The sequence below is a fragment of the Pseudarthrobacter sp. H2 genome, assembly GCF_050157045.1.
In the GTDB taxonomy this organism is placed as follows: domain Bacteria; phylum Actinomycetota; class Actinomycetes; order Actinomycetales; family Micrococcaceae; genus Arthrobacter.
On record NZ_CP189594.1, the window covers coordinates 2544389 to 2567155 of the forward strand.

Here is a 22767-nt window from a genome sequence, read left to right on the forward strand (position 1 = left end):
GTAGCCTGATGATGGGGCCATACGAGCAGAGAGAGAGTGCCATGCGTGCCGCTGACTTGCAGATTGCTTTACCCGTTGTCCGTAGAGAGACAACTGCGGTGGAGGCCGCGCGGCTCATCGCGGAGGGCGGCCTTGTCGGTCTGGTCATTGCCAATGACGCTGGAACCCCGGTGGCAATCCTTTCGGCTGTGGACGTCCTGCAGCTCATGGTTCCGGACTATGTTCTGGACGACCCGTCACTTGCCGGTGTCTTTGATGAGAAAGGCGCAGCGGAGCTGTGGGAGAGTCTTGACAGGCGCACCATTGCCGAGTTGGTAGACAATAGTCGTGTGGCCGTGCGCAAGATCCTGGCCGTCGACCCTGGCGACACACTGATCGAAGTGGCGGCACGAATGGTCGAAGCCCGTACTCAGATTGTGCGTGTGAAGGGGGCGCCACATGAGTCCCCCGTGTTCGTGACCCTCCCCTCGGTCATGAGCGCGATCCTCCAGGACTGGTCCGTCACGGGTCACGAGAGCGGTTCGGCGTGAGCGTACAGATCGTGCTGGCCCTGGCGGTCTTTGTCGGAGCATACGTCCTGATCGCAACGGAGAAAGTGCCTCGCGTCACGGCCTCCCTGGGCGGCGCGGCAGCCATGGTCCTGATCGGTGCGACGGATGACCACGGCATCTTCTTTTCCGAGGACAGTGGAATCGATTGGAACGTCATCTTCCTGCTCCTGGGAATGATGATCATCGTCGGTATCCTCCGGCAAACTGGCCTCTTCGAATTTCTCGCCATCTGGGCGGCAAAAAAGGCGCGCGGGCGCCCCTACGCAATCATGGTCATGTTTGTGGTTATCACGGCCGTCCTGTCCGCGTTCCTCGACAACGTCACCACAGTACTGCTGGTGGCACCGGTGACTCTGCTGGTCTGCGGACGGCTCGCCGCTCCCTCGGCCCCGTTCCTGATCGCTGAAGTGATGGCAAGCAATATTGGCGGGACCGCGACGTTGATCGGTGACCCGCCAAACATCATCATCGCCAGCCGCGGCGGGCTGACCTTCAACGACTTCATCGTGAACCTTGCGCCCCTGATAGCCGTTCTCCTGCTCGTCTTCATCGTCCTGTGCCGGCTGCTGTTCCGTTCCGCTTTCCGCTACCAGCCCGAGCGTGCGGCACGAATAATGGCTCTCAAAGAGAGGGAGGCAATCGCGGATAAATCGCTGCTGGTCAAATGCCTCGTCGTCCTTGGCCTGGTGCTGTTCGGATTCATCACCCATCCGCTGACCGGGCTCGCGCCGGCCATCGTGGCGATGCTCGGCGCAGGACTGCTTGTGATGCTTGCGCGCCTCGAGCCGCAGAAAGTCTTCGGCGATGTCGAATGGGAAACCCTGGTGTTCTTCGCAGGATTGTTCATCATGGTCGGATCGTTGGTCAACCTTGGCATCATAGCCACCGTCGGACAGACAGCGGCCGCCATCGTCGGCGATGACTACGGCCTCGCAGCCACCTGGCTGACGATCGTTTCGGCAGTTGCCTCCGGCATCATCGACAACATCCCATACGTGGCCACTCTCGCCCCGATCACCGACGACCTCGTCCGCGCAGGCGGTGGGGCAGCCCGGCCGCTCTGGTGGGCCCTTGCACTCGGCGCCGATCTGGGAGGCAACGCCACCGCAGTCGGGGCCAGTGCGAACGTCGTCGTCATCGGAATAGCCAAACGCCACGGCGAGCCGATTACGTTCTGGACCTTCACCAAGTACGGCCTCGTCGTCGTGCCTGTCACCATCGCAATAGCCGTGCTCTATCTTTGGATGCGCTACTTCGTCTGATCGCCACCAGCTGCACCGGGCCTTCATGACCTGGCCGGTCACCGCAGGGCTGCTGAAACTCACGCCCCCGAACGCATGGGAGTGGCTCCTGTGCGCGGCCCTGGGCTCCACCGTCCTGATCATCGTCGAGGCCGAAAAGGGCCGCCCGCCGCTGGGCACACCGGAACGAGGCCCCGGCGGCGTGAACAGCCGGCTTAGCTGACGGTGCGGCCAGGGCATGAACGATGCTTCTTCCCGGCACACGCCGTGACGAGCCGCCAGCCTGCCCGGCAGCGGAGTTCAATGGGCCAGGCTGGAATGGCCGGCCGGGTAGGCAGCCGCTCCGCAGGTGTTCCCAGCCTCACGTCCGGCGTCAGTGGCCGCTGCCGAGGCGTTCGCGCATGAGTGTGCTGGCGTCGCTGAGGCCGACGATCTCCACGTCCTTGCCGTGGTAGTGGTATGTCTAGAACTGCCGCGCCCCGGGGACCTGCGGCATTAAGGATTCGTCAAGACTGCCCCGCAGCCCGCCGGGCACCGGATCTCCAATGGTAGGCTCCGTGATGTTCCCCGCAGCCCGGCCCGGTCAGACAGGGCGGCTAACGAGCGGAAAGGACCATTCGATGCCGGCACCTGACAGGGTCGCGCCCGGGCGCGGCCTCGCCGCAGCACTCCGTTCCCGGACGGCCTTGCTGCTGGCATTCGCTTTTGCCGTGATGGCCGACCCCGTTTCTTCGGTTGCTTACGCGATTGAAGCAGCCCTCCGGGCGCTGAACGGCGATCTGGCCTTGCTGGTGCCCACGATAGTTCTCGTCGTGGCGATCATCGCCTTGGTAATCGTCAATTACCGGCAACTGGTCATCCGCTACCCGCAGGGCGGCGGAGCGTCAGCCGCCGTCGGTGAGGCCTTCGGGGATGGCTGGTCTTTTATTCCGATCGGTGCGCTGGTGGTCGATTTCGTCCTCACCATCGCCATCAGCGTCTCGGCCGGGGCGTCAGCGGCAATCGCATACTTTCCTGCCCTGGCGCCGTGGCGGCTGCTGCTCGCGCTGGCGCTCGTCGTCCTCGTCGGCGCCGCGACGTGGTTCGGGCATCCGGGCCGGCTGGTCTTTGCCGCGATGACCGTGGGATTCATCATCGTCTCAGCCCTGGTCCTGCTCTACGGCCTGGGCGCCACCCCGCAGCCGGTGGGGACGATCACCGACGCCCCCGGACACCCTCCGGTCATCGCCGTGGTGCTGGCCTTCCCCGTGGCCATGGCCCTGGCCACCGGCGTGGAAGCCCCGTCGTCCGCGATCGCGCAGCTGGGCCAGCTCGATGATGCCGGCCGGAGCCGCTTCGGGAGGGTCACGCTTTGGCTGACCCTGGCCATCGTCGGAACCATCACCCTGGGCCTGACCCTGGAAGCCGCGCATCTGCAGGTCGGCATCCCACCCGGGGACAGCACCCAGATCGCTGAACTGGCCCGCCTGGCGGCTCCCGGCCCGGTGTTTGCCGCGTTCCAGCTCGTTACCGCCCTGCTGCTTCTCTCCGCCGCCAGCTCCTCGTTCCCGGCAGGACCGGGCCTGCTCAAGGCCCTCGCCCGCCACACCACGACGAAAGGCGAAACCGGCGGCATCCTTCCTCCGGCGCTGGGACGCAACGTCGAGGCAGAAGCCGAGGAGATGCCCGAGTGAGGGCCGACGACGGGCACAAGGATCTGAAAATCCGCAATGCCGCTCCCCTGAATGGCGGACGGATGCAGTCCTGGATCCGAGCCCGAGGCGACAGCCTGGGGCTCGGGATGCTGAATCCCGTCCGTTCGGTCCCCCTGGCGTTCCTCGCCGTGATCCTCCTCGGCTCCGGACTCCTGATGCTGCCCGTCGCGCGCACGGCAGCAGAGTCAGACCCCGGGCTGCCGGCACTCTTCACAGCAGTCTCGGCCGTGTGCGTCACGGGTCTCATCACGGTCGACACCCCGACGTATTGGTCGCCGTTCGGGCAGGCCGTGATTCTCGGACTCATCCAGGTCGGAGGATTCGGCATCATGACGCTGGCGACATTGTTGGCGCTGCTCGTGCGCAAAAGCATCGGGCTCCGAGGCCAGCTGGTCGCACAATCAGAAACGCACACCCTGAACTTCGGCGACGTCCGCTCCGTCCTTTTCCGCGTAGCCCGGATCATGGTCGTTTTCGAAGCCGCCACGGCCGCCGTCCTGACCGTCCGCTTCTGGTTCGCTTACGACGACAACCCGGGCACAACGCTCTGGCACGGGACGTTTCACGCTGTTTCAGCGTTCAACAACGCCGGCTTCGCCCTCTACAGCGACAACCTGATCAGCTTCGCCGACGATCCCTGGATCATCATCCCGATCTGCCTGGCCGTCATCGCCGGAGGGCTCGGATTCCCCGTACTCATCGCCCTGCTCAAGGGCGGCGTCAGGATGAAAGACTGGAGCATCCACCTGCGCCTGACCGTTACGGCACCCTGCTGCTCCTCGCCGTCGGGTGTGCGCTCTTCGGCGCCTTCGAATGGAACCGGGACCAAACCCTCGGACCCATGACCGTGGGCGGGAAACTCCTGGCAACCCTGGCCGGCAGCGTCTTCCCGCGCACGGCAGGTTTCAACACCATCGACTACGCCACCGCCGCACCCGAAACCCTCATGATCACCAACATCCTGATGTTCATCGGCGGCGGAAGCGCAGGTACCGCCGGCGGCATCAAGATCACCACATTCCTGGTCCTGGGATTCGCGATCTGGAACGAAATCCGGGGCCGGGACCATGTCACCATCGCCCACCGCTCCGTCAGCTCCTCCGTCCAACGCCAGGCCCTCTCCGTCGCGCTCCTCGGGGTCGCCGCCGTGATCAGCGGCACCCTGCTGCTCCTCATGTTCACCGACTACAGCCTCGAGAAAGTCCTCTTCGAAGCGATTTCCGCGTTCGCGACCGTGGGCGTCAGCACCGGAATCACCTACGACCTGCCGCCCAGCGCCCAATGGGTACTCATGGCACTCATGTTCACCGGACGCATCGGCACCATCACCGTCGCCTCCGCCCTCGCGCTGTCCTCCCACCCCCGGCTCTTCCAACTCCCGGAGGAAAGACCCATCATCGGCTGACCCTGCCCGCGTCGCGACCCGGAAGGACCGGCTCCCGTGGCGGGGCTTCCGGCACCTGTCAGGGAACCCGGTGTCGTCGGGAGACCGCATCACTGCACTGCCCGCGAAGGGCGGCAGACGCGTCCGAAGGACCCTCACGGGGAATCCAGACCAGGTGGGGCGTCTATGTGCCCGCACCGACGGGTTCGTTGCAGGAGCAGTGGATTCCCATTGCCATGAGCCAGCCGCAGGCGGCGAGGAGCGATAGATGCTCAAGGATCCCGGCCGGTGCAGGCCGCCAGATCTCCAGTGAGTCCAAGCGATATTCGAACCCGGCCGCAAACGCGAAAACGATGATTAGTGTGCCGGCAACGAGCGAGAAGTTAGGCGGTTATGTGCTGCCCGGCCGGATGAGACTGTCCGGCCCTCATCCACGATACTCCGGTCTGATTCCGGGCACTATAGGTCCGATGACGTCCACCCACCTTAAACCGCAGCGGGAGGCACCTCGCGGCAGCGTTCGAAAACATTGCCGCGAAGTGCCTCCCCACCCGCCCGCACACCCACGCCTGCGCAGGAGCGGGAGTTAGCCGGCGTACGCGCGCACGGCGGCAAGCTCGGCGTCGAGGGCCAGCAGCTGGCGCTCGACGGCGGCCGGGGCGGTGCCGCCCTGCGAGTTGCGGCTGTTGAGCGAGCCTTCGGTGCTCAGGACCGTGCGGACCTCCGGCGTCAGGTGCCCCGAGATGGCGGCGTATTCCTCATCCGTCAGGTCCCAGAGTTCGACGCCGCGGCTTTCGGCCTGCTTGACCGCGGCGCCGGAGAGCTCATGCGCCTCACGGAACGGCACGCCCTGGCGGACGAGCCATTCGGCGATGTCCGTGGCCAGCGCGAAGCCCTGCGGGGCGAGCGACTCCATCCGCGCGGTGTTGAACGTCAGCGTCGCGATCATGCCCGACACCGCCGGCAGCAGCACCTCCAGCGTGTCGGCGGCGTCGAAGACCGGCTCCTTGTCCTCCTGCAGGTCGCGGTTGTACGCGAGCGGCAGGCCCTTGAGCGTCGCCAGGAGCCCGGTCAGGTTGCCGATCAGCCGGCCGGCCTTGCCGCGCGCCAGTTCGGCCACGTCCGGGTTCTTCTTCTGCGGCATGATCGAGGAACCGGTGGAGTAGGAATCGTGCAGGGTGACGAAGGAGAACTCCTTCGTGGCCCACAGGATGACCTCCTCCGAGACCCGGGACAGGTCCACGCCGATCATGGCCGTGATCCAGGCGAACTCGGCGAAGACGTCGCGGGAGGCGGTGCCGTCGATCGAGTTGTGCGTGGCCGAGAAGAAGCCCAGTTCCGCCGCCACGGCCTCAGGATCCAGGCCCAGCGAGGAGCCCGCGAGGGCGCCCGAACCGTAGGGTGAGATTCCGGCACGCTTGTCCCAGTCCTGGAACCGCTGCACATCGCGCAGCAGCGCCCAGGCGTGGGCCAGCAAGTGGTGGCTGAGCAGGACCGGCTGGGCATGCTGGAGGTGGGTGCGGCCGGGCATGGCCACGCCCTGGTGGGCCTTGGCCTGCTCCACGAGCGCATCGATGGTGGCGAGCACGCCGCGGGCGATGATCCGGGCGTGGTCGCGCAGGAACATCCGGCCGAGGGTGGCCACCTGGTCGTTGCGGGACCGTCCTGCCCGGAGCTTGCCGCCAAGCTGGGTGCCGGCCCGTTCGATCAGTCCGCGTTCCAGCGATCCGTGCACATCCTCGTCGGACTCCGCCGGCGTGTACGCGCCGGAGGCGACGTCCCCGTCCAGCTGTGTCAGGGCGGCGAGCATGCCTTCCAGTTCGGCGTCGTCCAGCAGCCCGGCCTTGTGCAGCACGCGGGCGTGCGCCTGGGACCCGGCAATGTCGTAGCGGGCCAGCCGCCAGTCAAAGTGCGTCGACTTGCTCAGCGCCGCGAGGGCGTCCGCCGGGCCGCCGGCGAACCGGCCGCCCCACAGCGCGCCGGTGTTGGTCGCTGATTTCGGGGTTTCGACAGGCTCAACCACCGATTTTTACTTTCCCGCGACGCGGATATCGCGGCCGGAGGCAACCTTGGCGGACATGCCCCACAGCTCGATGAAGCCGCGCGCCATCGACTGGTCGAAGGTGTCGCCGGTGTCGTAGGTGGCGAGGTCGAAGTCGTAGAGCGAGGTTTCGGAGCGGCGCCCGTTGACGATCGCCTGGCCGCCGTGCAGCACCATGCGGATATCGCCGGTGACGTAGCGCTGGGTGTCCTCGATGAAGGCGTCCAGGGAGCGCTTGAGCGGGGAGAACCACTGGCCGTCGTACACCAGCTCGGCCCAGCGCTGGCCGACGGTCGCCTTGAAGCGGGCCTGCTCGCGCTCGATGGTGATGTCCTCGAGGTGCTTGTGCGCGGTGATCAGGGCCATCGCGCCCGGGGCCTCGTAGATTTCGCGGGACTTGATGCCAACGAGGCGGTCCTCGACGACGTCGATCCGGCCGACGCCCTGGGCGCCGGCGCGGCGGTTGAGTTCCTTGATGGCCTGCAGCGGGGTGACCCTGACGCCGTCGATCGCTACCGGCACGCCGGCTTCGAAGGAAATGGTGACCTCATCGGGGGCCGGCGGGAACTCCGGGGTGGCCGTGTAGTCGTAGATGTCCTTGGTGGGGGCGTTCCAGATGTCCTCGAGGTAGCCGGTCTCGACGGCGCGGCCCCAGACGTTCTGGTCGATCGAGTACGGGTTCTTCTTGGTGGTCTCGATCGGCAGTCCCTTTTCCTCGGCGAAGGCGATGGCCTTGTCGCGGGTCAGGGCGAGGTCGCGGACCGGGGCGATGCACTTCAGGTCCGGGCCCAGGGTCTGGATGCCGACCTCGAAGCGGACCTGGTCGTTGCCCTTGCCGGTGCAGCCGTGGGCCACGGTGGTGGCGCCGAATTCGCGGGCGGCCTTGACCAGGTGCTTGACGATCACCGGGCGGGAGATCGCGGAGACCAGCGGGTAGTGGCCCTGGTAGAGGGCGTTGGCCTTCAGCGTGGGCATGCAGTATTCGTTGGCGAACTCGTCGCTCGCGTCGGCCACGTAGGCCTCGACGGCGCCGCAGCCCAGGGCGCGCTGGCGGATGGTCTCCAGGGACTCGCCGCCCTGTCCGACGTCGACCGCCACGGCGATGACCTCGGCGCCGGTGGCTTCACCGATCCAGCCGATGGCTACGGAAGTATCGAGGCCACCGGAGTAGGCCAGCACAATACGCTCAGTCACGGAAATGCTCCTTAGTTGTTTGGTTGTTGGTTGTCTCATGCAAGGTTACTGGCCGGCTTCCTCGGCGAGCTGCAGGAAGCGGGCGGCGACGGCGGCCCCGCCGAGCGGATCGCGGGTGACCAGCAGCACGGTGTCGTCCCCGGCGATGCTGCCCAGGATGGACGGCATCACCGAGTGGTCGATCGCGAGGGCCAGGAAGTTCGCCGCGCCGGGCGGGGTCCGCAGCACCACGATGTTCCCGGAAGCTTCGGCCGTGACCAGCAGTTCCCCGCACAGCCGGGCCAGCCGGGCGTCGAGGATTTCCTGGGTCACCCCGCTCCTGGCGCCGCGCTCGCCGCCCTCCCCCGGCACGGCGTAGACCAGCACGCCCTCTTTGCCGCGGACCCGCACCGCGCCCAGTTCCACGAGGTCCCGGGACAGGGTGGCCTGGGTGACCTGGACGCCGTCGTCGGCCAGCAGTGCGGCCAGCTCCGCCTGCGAGCGGACGGATTCACCCGTCAGGATCGCGGTGATCCGCGCCTGCCGGGCGGTCTTGGTGGCAGGGCTGGCCCCCGGGGAGGCCGGCTGGACGGACATTATCCGAGTCCCTCGACCACGGCCAGGCCGGAGCGGTGCATGAGCCACGCCATGAGGGCCTTCTGGGCGTGGAGCCGGTTTTCCGCCTCGTCCCAGACCACCGACTGCGGGCCGTCGATGACGCCGGCGGCGATCTCGTAGCCCCGGTAGGCCGGCAGGCAGTGGAGCACGACGGCGTCCGGCGCCGCCAGCTGCATCGCCGCTTCGTCCACGGCGTAGCCGCGGAACAACCGCAGCCGCGCCTGCTTCTCGTCTTCCTGGCCCATCGACACCCAGGTGTCGGTGGCGACGACGTCGGCGCCCAGGAGCGCTTCGGCCGGGTCCACGGTGACGAGCACCGAACCGCCGGTCTCGGCGGCACGGTCCTCGGCCGCGGCGATGATCTCCGGGGACGGCAGGTAGCCGTCGGGGCCGGCGATGCGGACGTTCATGCCCGCCGTGACGCCGGCGAGCAGGTAGGAGTTGGCCATGTTGTTGGCCGCGTCCCCGAGGTAGCTCAGGGTGAGGCCCTTGAGCTGGCCCTTGTGCTCCTTGATGGTGAGCAGGTCCGCGAGGAGCTGGCACGGGTGGTAGTCGTCGCACAGGGCGTTGATGACCGGGACGCGCGAGTTCGCGGCCATGGCGACGAGCCCGGCGTGCGCGCCGGTCCGCCAGACGATGGTGGACACCATCCGTTCGAGCACCCTGGCGGTGTCCTCCACCGATTCCTTGTGGCCGATCTGCGCCTCGCCCGGGTTGATGATGAGCGCGTTGCCGCCCATGTCGGCCACGCCGGCGGCGAAGGAGACCCGGGTCCGGGTGGAGGTCTTGTCGAAGATCACGGCCACGGTCTTGCGGCCGTTTCCTGCCGCGGCGAAGGGCTGCACGCTGTACGGGGCGGCCTTCATCCGGACGGCCAGGTCGAGGACTTCAGCCTGCTCGGCGGGGCTGAGGTCCGTGTCCTTGAGGAAATGGCGGGTGGGCACTGTGCCGGTCATTGGGCGTCCTTTGCTCTCTGGAGGATGGCGGGCAGCGCGGCGAGGAAGCGGTCGGCCTGGTCGGTGGTGAGGATCAGGGGCGGCGCGAGCCGGATGGTGTGCGGGCCGGGGCTGTTGACGATGAAGCCGGCGTCCAGGCCGGCGTCCACGACGCCGGGGGCGACGTCGGCGTCGAGGTCGAAGCCGATCAGCAGGCCTTCGCCGCGGACCGCGGTGACGCCGTCGATCGCGGCGAGGCCGGAGCGCAGGTGCTCCCCCACCCGCCGGACGTGGTCCAGGACGTGCTGGCTTTCGAGGACGTGCAGGGTGGCCAGGGCGGCCGCGGTGGCCACCGGGTTGCCGCCGAACGTGGTGCCGTGCTGGCCGGCGGTGAGCAGCGCGGAGGTTTCCGGGCCGAACGTCACGAGGGCGCCGATCGGGAAACCGCCGCCCAGGCCCTTGGCGAGGGTCACGGCGTCGGGCACGATTCCGGCGTCGGCGCTGGCGAGCCATTGCCCGGTGCGGCCGATGCCGGTCTGGACCTCGTCGAGGATCAGCAGGGCGCCGGCGGCGCTGGTGGCCTCGCGGGCGGCCTGCAGGTACCCGGCGGGCAGCGGAAGGACGCCGGCTTCGCCCTGGATCGGCTCGAGGAAGACGGCGGCAACGGTGTCGTCGACGGCGGCGCGGAGCGCGTCGATGTCACCGAACGGGATGTGCACGACGCCGCCGGGCAGCGGCGCGAACGGCGCCCGGTAGGCCTCTTTCGCGGTGAGCGCGAGGGCACCCATGGTGCGTCCGTGGAAGGCCCCTTCCAGCGCGATGATCTTGGTGCGCGGCTTCTCTTCCGAGCCAGCATTCCGGCGCGCCAGCTTGAACGCGGCCTCGACGGCTTCCGTGCCGGAGTTGGCGAAGAAGACCTTGGACCCGGCCGGGGCCCGGGTGATTTCCAGCAGCTTCTCGGCCAGGGCGATCTGGGTGGGGCTGGTGAAGAAGTTCGAAACATGCCCGAGGGTGGCCAGCTGGCTCGAGATCACCGAGGTGACGAACGGGTGGGCGTGGCCGAGGGCGTTGACGGCGATCCCGCCGAGCAGGTCCAGGTACTCCTTGCCGTCGGCGTCCCAGACGAGGCAGCCGGAGCCGCGGACCAGGACGCGCTGCGGGGTGCCGAAGACGCCCAGCAGGGAGGAGGAATAGCGGGAAAGCCATTCGGCCCCCGTGGCGTGGCCGCGGGTTTCGACGAGCTCAACCACCGGGGAGAGGTCTGTGATTGTGGTTTTTTCCATCTGGTTCATGCCTTTACTTCCTCGTCGGGGACGACCTGCGTGCCGATGCCCGCCGTCGTGAAGGTTTCCAGCAGCATCGAGTGCGGCAGCCGGCCGTCCACGATGTGCGCCCGCTCGACGCCGCCCTCGACGGCTTTGAGGCAGGCTTCCATTTTCGGGATCATGCCGGCTTCGAGGCCCGGGAGCAGACCGCGCAGCTCCGAGGCCGTGAGCGAGGAGATCAGCGAGGAGCGGTCCGGCCAGTTGGCGTAGAGGCCCTCGACGTCCGTGAGGATCACGAGCTTGGAGGCGCCGAGCGCTTCGGCGAGGGCGGCCGCGGCCGTGTCGGCGTTGACGTTGAGGACCTGTCCGGTGGTCTGCGCCTGGTGCGTGTCCGCGCCCCGGGCCCCGTCATCAAGGATCTCCGGCGCGACGGTCGAGATCACCGGGATCCGGCCGGCGGCGACGATGTCCAGGATGCCGGCGGGGTTGACGCCCACCACTTCGCCCACCAGGCCCAGGTCCACCTCTTCGCCGTCGACGACGGTCCCGGTGCGGACCGCGCGCAGCAGGCCGCCGTCCTCCCCGGACATCCCGACGGCGTAGGGGCCGTGGGAGTTGATCAGGCCCACGAGCTCGCGGCCCACCTGGCCGGTGAGGACCATGCGGACCACGTCCATGGCCTCCGGGGTGGTGACGCGCAGGCCGCCCTTGAACTCGGATTCGATGCCGAGCCGGCTGAGCATGGCATTGATCTGCGGGCCGCCGCCGTGCACCACCACCGGGTGGATGCCGACATGGTGGAGGAAGACGACGTCCTCGGCGAAGGCGCGGCGCAGCTCATCGTTGACCATGGCGTTGCCGCCGTACTTGATCACCATGGTGGTGCCGGCGAAGCGTTGGATCCAGGGCAGCGCCTCGATCAGGGTGCCGGCCTTGTCCTGGGCATCGGCCATGGACGTGGTCTCGCGGGTCTGGGTGTTCATGCTGCCGTCCTTCTGTTCGTCCTACTGTTCGTCCTTTCAGGGGGTTCAGCTTGAGTAGGCGCTGTTTTCTTCGACGTAGTCGTGGGTGAGGTCGTTGGTGAGGATCGTGGCCTCGGCCTCGCCGGCCTGAAGGTCGATCTCAACCAGCACCTCGCGCGGTTCCAGGTCCACGAGGCTGCGGTCCGCCCCGATGCTGCCGTTCCGGCAGATCTGCACGCCGTTCATGGTCACATTCAGCTGGTCCGGCTCGAAAACCGCGTCCGTGGTGCCGACGGCGGAGAGCACGCGGCCCCAGTTGGGATCCTTGCCGAAAATTGCGGTCTTGAAGAGGTTGGAGCGGGCGACGGCGCGGCTGACGATCTCGGCGTCCCTCTCCGTGGCCGCGTTGAAGGTACGGATCGCGATGTCGTGGCTGGCGCCCTCGGCGTCGCCGATGAGCTTGCGGGCCAGCTCGGCGCAGACCTGCGTCAGGCCGGCGCCGAATCCGGTGGCGGAGGGAACGACGCCGGAGGCGCCGGAGGCGAGCAGCACCACGGTGTCGTTGGTGGACATGCAGCCGTCGGAGTCGGCCCGGTCAAAGGTGACCCGGGTGGCGTCGCGGAGCACGACGTCGAGCATTTCCGGCTGGACGTCGGCGTCCGTGGTGAGGACCACCAGCATGGTGGCGAGCCCGGGGGCGAGCATGCCGGCGCCCTTGGCCATGCCGCCGATGGTGTACTCGTTTCCTTCGGCGTCCGTGCCGGTGAACACGGCCTGCTTGGACACCGTGTCCGTGGTCATGATGGCGGTGGCCGCGCCGGCCCCGCCCTCGGGACTGAGCGCGGCGGCCGCGGCGCCGATCCCGGCCAGGATCTTGTCCATCGGGAGCTGCTCGCCGATCAGGCCGGTCGAGCAGACCACCACGTCGGTGGCGGAGATGCCCAGCGCTTCGGCGGTCTTCTCGGCGGTGGTGTGGGTGTTCTGGAAGCCCTGGGGTCCGGTGCAGGCGTTCGCTCCGCCGGAGTTGAGGACCACCGCGTCCGCCCTGCCGTCCTTGACCACCTCGCGGGACCACTGCACGGGTGCCGCGGCCACGCGGTTGGAGGTGAACACGGCAGCGGCGGCCCGGGCGGGTCCGTCGTTGACAACGAGCGCGAAGTCCGGGTTGCCGGAGGCCTTGAGGCCGGCCGTGACTCCGGCGGCACGGAATCCCTTGGCTGCGGTGATGCTCACGGTGCGACTCCCTGGAGGTTGAGGCCGGCGGTTTCCGCCAGGCCGAGGGCGATGTTCATGGACTGCACGGCGCCTCCGGCGGTCCCCTTGGTCAGGTTGTCGATGGCGCAGCAGACGATCACGCGGCCGGTGTGCTCATCGAAGGCCAGCTGCATGACGGCGTGGTTGGATCCCTGCACGGATTTGGTGGTGGGCCAGCGGCCTTCCGGCAGCAGATGGACGAACGGCTCGTCGTCGTAGGCCTCGGCCCAGGCGCGGCGCAGCTCCCCGGCGGTGACACTGCGTCCGGGCTCCTGCCGCACCTTCGCGGTGGCCGTGGTGAGGATGCCCCGGCTCATGGGAGCCAGCGTGGGGGTGAAGGAGACGGTGACGGGTCCGCCCGCGGCCAGCGAGAGTCCCTGTTCGATCTCGGGGGTGTGCCGGTGGCCCCCGCCCACGCCGTAGGGGCTCATGGAGCCCATGACCTCGGAGCCGATCAGGTTGACCTTGGCGGCTTTTCCGGCGCCGGAGGTGCCGGAGGCGGCGACGATGACGACGTCGTCCGGGTGCAGCAGGCCGTTGCTGAAGCCGGGGGTGAGGGCCAGCAGGGCCGACGTCGGGTAGCAGCCCGGCACGGCGATCCGGTTGGCGCCCTTGAGTTTCTCGCGCTGCCCGGGCAGCTCGGGGAGTCCGTAGGGCCAGGTTCCGGCGTGCGCGGAGCCGTAGAACTTCTCCCAGGCGGCCGGGTCCTCGAGGCGGTGGTCGGCGCCGGCGTCGATCACCACCGTCCCGGCCGGCAGCTGCGCCGCGATCCCGGCGGACGCGCCGTGCGGAAGGGCCAGGAACACGACGTCGTGTCCGGACAGGTTCTCCACGGACGTGTCTTCGAGGATGCGGTCCGCCAGGCTATGGAGATGGGGCTGCAATTCCCCTAGTCTGGAACCGGCATTGCTGTGCGCCGTGATGGCGCCGATCGTGACATCGGGGTGGCCGGCCAGGAGCCGCAGCACCTCGCCGCCTGCATAACCGCTTGCGCCGGAGACGGCAACAGAAATAGTCATAACCGCCACTATACAGCAAGACTATGCATAGAAGTCGATATTTATGCATGGATCTGCCGGCGCCCGGATCCGGTCCGGCGGCGGCCGGCCCCGCCCGGCAGGGCCGGCGCAGGCGCCGGACCAAGGAGCCCCGGCACGTACACTTGACTGAGGGTGATCCAGACCGTGCAGGCCGAATGTCGGCTGCAGCGTTGCCCGGAACAGTTACGAGGCCAGCGTCCCATGACCCCCACCACCACTGCGGAGCGCCCCCAAACGCGTGTCCGGCAACCCAACGCCGTCGTCCTGAGCTACTCCGAGCTGCTCAAGAGCGTCAAGGCCGCCGGCCTGCTCGAACGCCGGGTCGGTTTCTACGTCACCGTGTTTTCCTGCCTGGTGCTGCTCATGACCGCCACGTGGTTCGGGTTCGCCCTGATCGGTGACAGCTGGTTCCAGCTCCTCATCGCCGCCGCCGTGGGCATCCTGTGCACCCAGCTGAGTTTCCTGGCCCACGAGGCCGGGCACCGGCAGATCTTCGCCTCCCGCCGCGCCAACGACTGGACCGCCCGGCTGCTGGCCACCTCCGTGGCCGGCATGAGCTACTCCTGGTGGGAGCAGAAGCACGGCGCGCACCACAACCATCCGAACGTCATCTCCAAGGACCCGGACATCGCCACCGGCGCGATTGCCTTCCACGAGGAAGCGGCGGCCACCCGGCAGGGACGCTTCTCCTTCCTGACCCGCAAGCAGGGCTGGTTCTTCTTCCCGCTGCTGTTCCTGGTAGGCCTCGGCCTGCAGATCGATTCGATCAGGTTCGTCTTCCGCCGCGCCAAGGTCACCCACCGCTGGACCGAACTGCCCATCCTCGCGGCACGGTTGAGCGCCCTCCCGGCACTGGCCTTCACTTTCCTGCCGCTGGGCATGGCGTTCGCCTTCATCGGCGTCCAGCTCGCCGTCTTCGGCTTCTACATGGGCGCTTCCTTCGCCCCCAACCACAAGGGCATGCCGGTCCTGCCGGCCAACAGCCGCGTGGACTTCTTCAGCCGCCAGGTCCTGACCTCCCGCAACATCTCCGGCGGACGCTTCATGGACATCCTGCTCGGCGGCCTCAACCGCCAGGCCGAGCACCACCTCTTCCCGGACATGGCCCGCCCGCAGCTCGACAAGGCAGCCGTGATCGTCCGCGAGTACTGCCAGAAGCACCAGGTTCCCTACACCGAAACCACGCTGCTGCAGTCCTACGGCATCATCGTCCGCTACCTCAACGACGTCGGGCTCGCAGCCGGGCGGCACTTCGAATGCCCGATGGCAACCGTGACGCGCCGCTACTAGGCGGCCGCCACTTCGTCATTTCCGCCGGTGTCCCTAGGATGGATCCAGGATCCGGGCCAGGACATCGCCCGGCAAAAGGAGACTCATGATGCACGCAATCGTTGCCCGGCAGCCGGGCGGCCCCGAGGTACTGGAACTGGCAGAAACGGGGCGTCCGGCGCCGGGCCCCGGCCAGCTGCTCGTCAGGGTCGCCGCCGCGGGCGTGAACTTCATTGACACCTACAAGCGCAGCGGCGTCTACAAGGTGCACTACCCGTTCACCCCCGGAGCGGAGGCCGCCGGAACGGTGGAGGAAGTCGGGGAAGGCGTCACCGGCTTCGCCCCGGGCGACCGGGTCGCCACTGCCGAAGGCATCGACTGCTACGCCGGCTACGCCCTCGTCGACGAGGACAAGGCGCTCCCCGTTCCGGACGGCCTCGACGATTTCACGGCCGCCGCGCTCCCCCTGCAGGGCATGACCGCGCACTACCTGATCAATTCCACCTTCAAGGTCGAGGCCGGCCACACCGTCCTGCTCCACGCCGGCGCCGGCGGCGTCGGCCTCCTGCTGATCCAGCTGCTCAAGGCCAAGGGCGCGCAGGTCATCACCACCGTCTCCACCCAGGAGAAGGAACAGCTGGCCCGCGAAGCCGGCGCCGACCACGTGCTGCGCTACGAAGGCTTCCCGGCCCGGGTTCGGGAACTGACCGACGGGACCGGCGCCGACGTGGTGTACGACGGCGTCGGGAAAGACACCTTCGACGGCTCCCTCGAATCGCTGCGGATCCGCGGCACCCTCGTGCTCTTCGGCGGCGCCTCCGGTCCGGTCCCCCCGTTCAATCCGCAGCGGCTCAATGCCGGGGGCTCCCTCTACCTGACGCGGCCGACGATGGCCCACTACCTGCGCGACGCCACAGAGCGGCGCTGGCGCTCCGGCGAGGTCTTCGCCGCTGCCGCCGACGGCAGCCTCAAGGTCCGGATCGGCGCCCGCTATCCGCTGGCCGAAGCGGCGAAGGCCCACGACGACCTGGAGCAGCGGCGCACCACCGGCAAGGTCCTCCTGGTCCCGTAAGCGGGGCCCTGAGCCCCGGCAGTGCAGCAGGCGGAGATTGCATGTCTTCCCGGCAAGCACCGGGAGAACACCCGGACAACATCCGGCAAACACGACACCTTTTGTTCATCTGAGGCGGCGACAATCACCCTGTGACTGAACAGCCAACGCCCAACAGCAAACGCCCCGCCGGCGCCGTCGTGCACGGGGCGCAGCTGCCGGGCGCCCTCGCGGCGCCGCCGGAACGTACCCTGATCGACATCCTCCAGGACACCGCAGCACGCTTCCCGGACGCCTCGGCCCTTGACGACGGGAGCCGCTCGCTGAGTTACGCCCAGCTCCTGGCGGAGGTCCGGGCGGCCGCGACGCAGCTGCATCTGGCCGGACTCGGCGCGGGAGACAAGATCGGCGTCCGGATTCCGTCCGGCACCAACGAGCTCTACATCTCGATCCTGGCCGTGCTGCTGGTGGGGGCAGCATACGTCCCGGTGGACGCGGACGATCCGGACGAGCGCGCCAGACTCGTCTTCGGCGAGGCGAACGTCGCCGGCGTCCTGCGCGGCGGAGGCGGGATTGTCACTGACAGCCAGCGGCCCCGGCCTTTCCCTGCCGGCCGGCTGCCGGCCCCCGACGACGACGCCTGGGTGATCTTCACCTCCGGCTCCACCGGAACCCCCAAGGGCGTCGCGGTCCGGCACCGCTCCTCCGCGGCTTTCGTCGACGCCGAGGCCCGCATCTTCCTGACGGACGAGCCGATCGGGCCGCAGGACCGTGTCCTGGCCGGCCTGTCGGTGGCCTTCGACGCCTCCTGCGAGGAAATGTGGCTCGCGTGGCGCCACGGCGCCTGCCTCGTGCCCGCACCCCGGGCACTGGTGCGGACCGGCATGGACCTCGGCCCCTGGCTGATCAGCCACGGCATCACCGTCGTCTCCACCGTTCCCACGCTCGCCGCGCTCTGGCCCGCGGAATCCCTGGAGAGCGTCCGGCTGCTGATCTTCGGCGGCGAGGCCTGCCCGCCGGAGCTCGCGGAACGGCTCGCCGTCGACGGCCGCGAGGTCTGGAACACCTACGGCCCCACCGAGGCAACGGTGGTGGCCTGCGCCGCGCCGCTGGGCGGGCCCGGACCGGTCAGGATCGGCCTGCCCCTGGACGGCTGGGACCTCGCCGTCGTCGGAGCCGACTCGGTGCCCGTCGCCGAAGGCGAGGTGGGCGAGCTGATCATCGGCGGCGTCGGGCTGGCCCGCTACCTGGACCCGGCCAAGGACGCCGAAAAATACGCCCCGATGCCCTCACTCGGCTGGGAGCGCGCCTACCGCTCGGGTGACCTGGTCCGCTACGAGGCCGAAGGCCTGGTCTTCCAGGGCCGCGCCGACGAACAGGTCAAACTCGGCGGCCGGCGGATCGAACTGGGCGAAATCGACGCCGCCCTGCAGTCGCTGACGGACATCGCCGGCGCCGCCGCGGCGGTGCAGACGACGGCGGCTGGCAACCAGATCCTCGTCGGCTACCTGTCCCCCGTGGCCGGCCGGGAGATCGACCTCGCCGCCGCACGGGAGCTGCTGGGCGCCAGCCTGCCGGCGCCGCTGATCCCTCTCCTGACGCTCGTGGATGCGCTGCCCACCAAGACCAGCGGCAAGGTGGACCGGCACGCCCTGCCCTGGCCGCTCGGCGGCGCCGGAGCCGCCGACGCCGGGAACGCACCGCTGAACCTCCCGGACGACGCCCGCTGGATCCTCGAGCAGTGGACCGCCGTGCTGGGCAGCGCCGTCACGAATCTCGACGCCGACTTCTTTGCCTACGGGGGCGGCTCACTCGCCGCCGCGCAGCTCGTCTCCGCCCTCCGCGTCCGCTACCCCACCATCACGGTGGCCGACATCTATGCCACCCCGCGGATCGGCGCGCTCATCGACGCGGCCCGCCAGTCGCTGCCCGAAGGCGGTGCCGGCCCCGCCCCGGAACGTTTTGTCCGGCCCACGGCCCGCAGGTCCCGGGTCTTCCAGACCCTGATGGGCATTCCGCTGCACATCCTCGTGGGCATGCGCTGGCTGACGTACCTGATGGCCGCGAACAACCTGCTGTCCGCGCTGTCCGGCTTCAGCGCCGCCCCCACGCTCTCCTGGTGGTGGGTCGGCGCCGCCTGGCTCGTCTTCGTCAGCCCCGCGGGCCGGATGCTGATCTCCCTGGCCGCCGCCCGCATCCTGCTCCGGAAGGTGGTGCCGGGAACGTATCCCCGCTCCGGCCGGGTCCACCTGCGGCTCTGGCTCGCCGAGCAGATCCAGGACCTCGCCGGGGCCATCAGCCTGGCCAGCGCCCCCTGGGTGCCGTACTACGCCAAGGCGCTCGGCGCCACGATCGGCAACGACGTCCAGCTGCACTCGCTCCCGCCCGTCACGGGACTGCTCTCGCTCGGCAGCGGCTGCAACATCGAGCCCGAGGTCGATCTCTCCGGCTGGTGGATCGACGGGGACGTCGTCCACATCGGTTCCATCCGCATCGGCGCCGGCGCCACCGTCGGGGCGCGCAGCACGCTCATGCCGGGGGCGACCATCGGCGCCGGCGCCCAGGTGGAACCCGGCTCGGCCGTGCTGGGCAAGGTCAAGGCCGGCCAGCTCGTCGCGGGATCCCCGGCGGAGCGCCGGGGCAAGGCCAAGCATTCCCGGCCGGACATCCCCGCGGAGCATCATCTGATCGGCCGGCTCTGGTTCGCAGGCTTCGCCTCGGCCTCGGCGCTGCTGGCTCTGATCCCCTACGTCTCCGCTGCCGCCGCCGCGCTGGTGGCCTACGTGTTCATCCAGGGCAGCCCATCGCTGTCCGCGGCGCTGCCGAAACTCGTGCTGTCCCTCCCGCCGGCTGCGCTGGCCTGGTTCCTGGCCAACCTCCTGCTGATCCTGCTCACCACCCGGCTCCTCGGCATCGGGCTGAAGGCAGGCTACTACCGGGTCCGCAGCCGGATCGGCTGGCAGGTCTGGGCCACGGAACGCGTGCTCGACCTGGCCCGCGACCTGCTGTTCCCGGTCTACGCCAGCCTGTTCACACCGGTCTGGCTGCGGCTGCTCGGCGCGAAGGTCGGCAGGAACGTGGAGGCCTCCACCGTGCTGCTGATCCCCCGGATGACGACCGTGGGCGAGGGCGCCTTCCTGGCCGACGACACGATGGTGGCGTCCTACGAACTCGACGGCGGCTGGCTGAGGATCGCCCCGGCCAAGATCGGCAAGCGCTCCTTCCTCGGCAACTCCGGCATGACCGCCGCCGGACGCAACGTCCCCAAGAACTCGCTTGTGGCGGTGCTCTCGGCCACCCCCGCCAAGGCAAAAGCCGGGACGTCGTGGCTTGGCAGTCCGCCCGTACGCCTCCGGCGCACCGCGATCGCCTCCGATGACACGCGGACGTACGAGCCGCCGTTCAGGCTCAAGGTTGCCCGCACGCTGTGGGAGTTGTGCCGCTTTGTCCCGGTCGTGCTGACAGTCGCCATCGCGGCGGCCGTCCTGCTCACGTTCGACTGGATCGCCGGCGCCTTCAACTACGGCATTGCCGCAGTCCTGGGCGGGGTGGTGGTCGTGCTGGCCGGCGCCGTGGCCGCAGGCAGCGCGGTGCTGGCCAAGTGGGTCCTGGTGGGACGGATCCGCCCCGGCGAGCACCCGCTCTGGAGCTCCTTCATCTGGCGGAACGAGGTGGTGGATACGTTTATCGAGATGGTCAGCGCCCCGTGGTTCGCGCGTGGGGCCACCGGGACGCCGGCCCTGGTCTGGTGGCTCAGGGCCCTCGGCGCCAGGATCGGCGCCGGCACCTGGTGTGAGAGCTACTGGCTGCCCGAAGCCGACCTCGTCACGCTGGGCAGGAATTCGACCGTCAACCGCGGCTGCGTCGTCCAGACCCATCTGTTCCACGACCGCGTGATGAGCATCGACACTGTTACGCTCGAGGACGGAGCAACCATGGGACCCCACGGGGTCATCCTCCCGCAGGCGAGGATCGGCACGGGCGGCACGGTGGGGCCGGCGTCGCTCGTCATGCGGGGCGAGACGGTGCCTGCCGCGACATACTGGATGGGCAACCCCGTGAGCCCGTGGGGCGGGCCGTCAGTTCCTGCCCCGAAGCCCAGATAGCCCAACCAAAGGTCCGTCCATGAGTTCCAGCGCACCAGCCAGCAGCGGCAACGTCCTGCCCTCGGATCCGGAAGCGGTCGCACCGGATCCCTATCTGCCCGGCCACGGCAGCACTGCCTACCGGGTCACCCGGTACGAGCTCGAGATCGACTACAAACTGCGCAGCAACCGCCTCAACGGGCACGCCGTCCTGCACGCGGTCACCCGGCGCCCGACGTCGGCCATTGTGCTGGACCTGACGGGGCTCCGCGCCACCAGGGTCCGGCTCGGCGGCCGCCAGGTGCGCAGGTTCAGCCAGCGCGCAGGCCAGCTCGTGGTGGTCCCCGATACCGCCCTGTTGCCGGGTGAAGAGTTCAGCCTGGACATCCGCTACGAGGGCAACCCGGCCCCGCGCCGTGGACTGTGGGGCGAGGTGGGCTGGGAGGAACTCACGGACGGCGTCCTGGTGGCGGGGCAGCCCAACGGCGCGGCGTCCTGGTTCCCCTGCAACGACCACCCGGCGGACAAGGCCAGCTATCGGATCTCGGTGACCACGGACGCCAACTACCGGGCGGTGTGCAACGGTGTGCTGATCTCGCGCAGCACCCGGTCCAGCCGCGAGACCTGGGTCTACGAGCAGGCCGAACCCATGTCCACCTACCTCGCCACGGTCCAGATCGGCCGCTACGAGCTCCTGACGCTCAACCCGGCCCGGCCGGCCGGGCAGGTGCCGCAGTATGCCGCCGTTCCGGCTTCACTGGCGGACACCGCCCGCGAGGGGCTGGCACGCCAGCCCGGGATGATGCGCACCTTCGCCGACTGCTTCGGCCCCTACCCGTTCGCGGACTACACCGTCGTGGTGACGGAGGACGAACTGGAGATCCCGCTCGAGGCGCAGACGCTGTCCATCTTCGGCCGCAACCACCTGGAACAGCACTGGGAATCGCAACGGCTGATCGCGCACGAACTGTCCCACCAGTGGTTCGGGAATTCCCTGACGGCAGCCTCCTGGCAGGACATCTGGCTGCACGAGGGCTTCGCCTGTTACGCGGAATGGATCTGGTCCGAAGAGGCACGCGTCATGTCCATCGCCGACCGCGCGGCCACCGCCTGGCGGAAGCTCAACGCGGCCAGGCAGGACCTGCTCGTGGGCGACCCCGGGCCCGCGCTGATGTTCGATGACCGCGTCTACAAGCGCGGGGCCCTCGCGCTGCACGCGCTGCGTCTGGCCTGCGGCGACCTGGCGTTTTTCGCACTCCTGCATGACTGGACCGACCGCCACCGCCATGGCACTGTCTCCACGGCCGGGTTCATCCTCGCCGCGAACGCCGCGACGGGCATCGATGCGGAGGCCCTGCTGCACCCCTGGCTCTTCGAAGCGGCCCTCCCGGCCCTGCCGCGGTAGGTGCATGCCGCCTCAGGCGGACAGCGCGCTCAGGCGGACAGTCCGACGGCGGCAACAAGGTCCGCGGGCAGGCCCGTTTCCGCCGCGGACAGGTCCCGGAGCCCGGCGCGGTGCAGGACGTCAAGGGTTTCGGGGGCGGTGCGCAGCCCTTCGCCGCCCATTTTGAGCCAGGCTTCCTTCCGGGTCCACAGCCGCGCGCGCCCGCGCAGCAGCGCGGGACCTGCCAGCCCGAGCAGCTCCTGCCGTTCCGCGGGGGCCAGGGCGACGTCGTCGAACCCGTCAAAATCCATCCGTGCGGGATCCTCCACGTCGATCCCCAGCCGCAGGCCCGGTTCGGGATCGGGCACGGCCGCCAGCAAGATCCATCCCGAGCTCCGGGACAGGCTGAGCAGCAACGGCGCAGCGGAACCCGCCAGAGAGGATCCAGACACAGCGTAGCCGGGCCGGCCGTGGGAGACGCCGGGGCCGGTCCCGCAGCGCGGGCAGCGGTAGTCCACGGTCAGCCTGGCGGCCGGCACGCCCAGCAGCTCGGCGGCAAAGCGCCTCTGCGCCAGCCGGCCGGCCAGGAACGCTGCCCGCGGCCCGGGCATCATGGCGGCGGCGCGCTGCAGCTCGACGGCATCCAGCAGCGCCAGCGCGTCCCGTTCCAGCCCTCCCGCCTGACCTTCCGGCCATCCCTCCGGGTGGCCTTCCGGGTGGCCTTCCGGGTGGCCTTCCGGGTGGCCGGAAAGGCGGACGGGAGGGAAGGAACGCACAACGGGCAGTGGCTGCACCGGCCGGCTCCTGACGCGGTCAGCCG

At 69.0% G+C, this 22767-nt stretch carries 19 protein-coding genes; 10 read left to right on the plus strand and 9 right to left on the minus strand.

What is annotated here, in order from left to right; genetic code table 11:
* The first annotated feature begins 41 nt into the window (after positions 1 to 41).
* The 6 genes from ACQCSZ_RS12020 to ACQCSZ_RS12045 all read left to right on the plus strand — a co-directional run bounded on the left by ACQCSZ_RS12020 (position 42) and on the right by ACQCSZ_RS12045 (position 4891).
* Positions 42 to 530, plus strand: a complete 489-nt coding sequence (locus ACQCSZ_RS12020) for a CBS domain-containing protein (RefSeq protein WP_427008178.1) — start codon at positions 42 to 44, stop codon at positions 528 to 530.
* On the plus strand, positions 527 to 1813 hold the full coding sequence (locus ACQCSZ_RS12025) for an ArsB/NhaD family transporter (protein ID WP_427008179.1): 1287 nt from the start codon (positions 527 to 529) through the stop codon (positions 1811 to 1813). The genes ACQCSZ_RS12020 and ACQCSZ_RS12025 overlap by 4 nt, the downstream gene beginning before the upstream one ends.
* Before the next feature lie 25 nt (positions 1814 to 1838).
* Positions 1839 to 2015 (plus strand): hypothetical protein, encoded by a 177-nt coding sequence (locus ACQCSZ_RS12030; RefSeq protein ID WP_427008180.1) that lies wholly within the window; start codon positions 1839 to 1841, stop codon positions 2013 to 2015.
* 397 nt (positions 2016 to 2412) lie between these two features.
* Entirely contained in the window at positions 2413 to 3465 is a 1053-nt protein-coding gene (locus tag ACQCSZ_RS12035; protein WP_427008181.1) for a hypothetical protein, read from the plus strand.
* Positions 3462 to 4331 carry a potassium transporter TrkG gene (locus ACQCSZ_RS12040; protein ID WP_427008182.1) on the plus strand — a complete coding sequence of 290 codons (870 nt, stop codon included), beginning with the start codon at positions 3462 to 3464 and terminating at the stop codon, positions 4329 to 4331. Before ACQCSZ_RS12035 ends, ACQCSZ_RS12040 begins: the two co-directional genes overlap by 4 nt.
* Positions 4328 to 4891 (plus strand): potassium transporter TrkG, encoded by a 564-nt coding sequence (locus ACQCSZ_RS12045; RefSeq protein ID WP_427008183.1) that lies wholly within the window; start codon positions 4328 to 4330, stop codon positions 4889 to 4891. Before ACQCSZ_RS12040 ends, ACQCSZ_RS12045 begins: the two co-directional genes overlap by 4 nt.
* 565 nt (positions 4892 to 5456) lie before the next feature.
* Here the strand turns inward: ACQCSZ_RS12045 and argH are convergent.
* The 8 genes from argH to argC are packed head-to-tail and all read right to left on the minus strand — an operon-like array spanning position 5457 to position 14137.
* The gene (argH, locus tag ACQCSZ_RS12050) at positions 5457 to 6893 is read right to left on the minus strand and encodes an argininosuccinate lyase (RefSeq protein WP_427008184.1); all 1437 of its coding nucleotides are present in this window, start codon (positions 6891 to 6893) and stop codon (positions 5457 to 5459) included.
* Positions 6894 to 6899: 6 nt separating this feature from the next.
* Positions 6900 to 8105, minus strand: a complete 1206-nt coding sequence (locus ACQCSZ_RS12055; protein ID WP_427008185.1) for an argininosuccinate synthase — start codon at positions 8103 to 8105, stop codon at positions 6900 to 6902.
* A gap of 45 nt (positions 8106 to 8150) precedes the next feature.
* Positions 8151 to 8681 carry an arginine repressor gene (locus ACQCSZ_RS12060; RefSeq protein ID WP_427008186.1) on the minus strand — a complete coding sequence of 177 codons (531 nt, stop codon included), beginning with the start codon at positions 8679 to 8681 and terminating at the stop codon, positions 8151 to 8153.
* Complete coding sequence (argF, locus tag ACQCSZ_RS12065) at positions 8681 to 9658, minus strand: ornithine carbamoyltransferase (RefSeq protein WP_427008187.1); 978 nt, start codon at positions 9656 to 9658, stop codon at positions 8681 to 8683. The genes ACQCSZ_RS12060 and argF overlap by 1 nt, the downstream gene beginning before the upstream one ends.
* Positions 9655 to 10920, minus strand: coding sequence for an acetylornithine transaminase (locus tag ACQCSZ_RS12070; protein ID WP_427008322.1), 1266 nt, complete (start codon positions 10918 to 10920; stop codon positions 9655 to 9657). The genes argF and ACQCSZ_RS12070 overlap by 4 nt, the downstream gene beginning before the upstream one ends.
* A gap of 5 nt (positions 10921 to 10925) precedes the next feature.
* Positions 10926 to 11885 carry an acetylglutamate kinase gene (argB, locus tag ACQCSZ_RS12075; protein ID WP_427008188.1) on the minus strand — a complete coding sequence of 320 codons (960 nt, stop codon included), beginning with the start codon at positions 11883 to 11885 and terminating at the stop codon, positions 10926 to 10928.
* Positions 11886 to 11930: 45 nt separating this feature from the next.
* Positions 11931 to 13097, minus strand: coding sequence for a bifunctional glutamate N-acetyltransferase/amino-acid acetyltransferase ArgJ (argJ, locus tag ACQCSZ_RS12080; RefSeq protein ID WP_427008189.1), 1167 nt, complete (start codon positions 13095 to 13097; stop codon positions 11931 to 11933).
* Complete coding sequence (gene argC / locus ACQCSZ_RS12085) at positions 13094 to 14137, minus strand: N-acetyl-gamma-glutamyl-phosphate reductase (protein ID WP_427008190.1); 1044 nt, start codon at positions 14135 to 14137, stop codon at positions 13094 to 13096. The genes argJ and argC overlap by 4 nt, the downstream gene beginning before the upstream one ends.
* Before the next feature lie 222 nt (positions 14138 to 14359).
* On the opposite strand from argC, the gene ACQCSZ_RS12090 reads away from it, so the two are divergent.
* The 4 genes from ACQCSZ_RS12090 to ACQCSZ_RS12105 all read left to right on the plus strand — a co-directional run bounded on the left by ACQCSZ_RS12090 (position 14360) and on the right by ACQCSZ_RS12105 (position 21968).
* Complete coding sequence (locus ACQCSZ_RS12090; RefSeq protein WP_427008191.1) at positions 14360 to 15448, plus strand: fatty acid desaturase family protein; 1089 nt, start codon at positions 14360 to 14362, stop codon at positions 15446 to 15448.
* An 85-nt stretch (positions 15449 to 15533) separates the two neighbouring features.
* Positions 15534 to 16499 carry a quinone oxidoreductase family protein gene (locus ACQCSZ_RS12095; protein ID WP_427008192.1) on the plus strand — a complete coding sequence of 322 codons (966 nt, stop codon included), beginning with the start codon at positions 15534 to 15536 and terminating at the stop codon, positions 16497 to 16499.
* A 131-nt stretch (positions 16500 to 16630) separates the two neighbouring features.
* A complete protein-coding gene (locus ACQCSZ_RS12100; RefSeq protein WP_427008193.1) occupies positions 16631 to 20584 on the plus strand; it encodes a Pls/PosA family non-ribosomal peptide synthetase in 3954 nt (1317 codons plus the stop codon).
* Between the two features lie 19 nt (positions 20585 to 20603).
* Positions 20604 to 21968, plus strand: coding sequence for a M1 family metallopeptidase (locus ACQCSZ_RS12105; protein ID WP_427008194.1), 1365 nt, complete (start codon positions 20604 to 20606; stop codon positions 21966 to 21968).
* Between the two features lie 29 nt (positions 21969 to 21997).
* On the opposite strand, the gene ACQCSZ_RS12110 is transcribed toward ACQCSZ_RS12105, so the two are convergent.
* Positions 21998 to 22741, minus strand: a complete 744-nt coding sequence (locus ACQCSZ_RS12110; protein WP_427008195.1) for a 4'-phosphopantetheinyl transferase family protein — start codon at positions 22739 to 22741, stop codon at positions 21998 to 22000.
* Positions 22742 to 22767 lie beyond the last annotated feature (26 nt).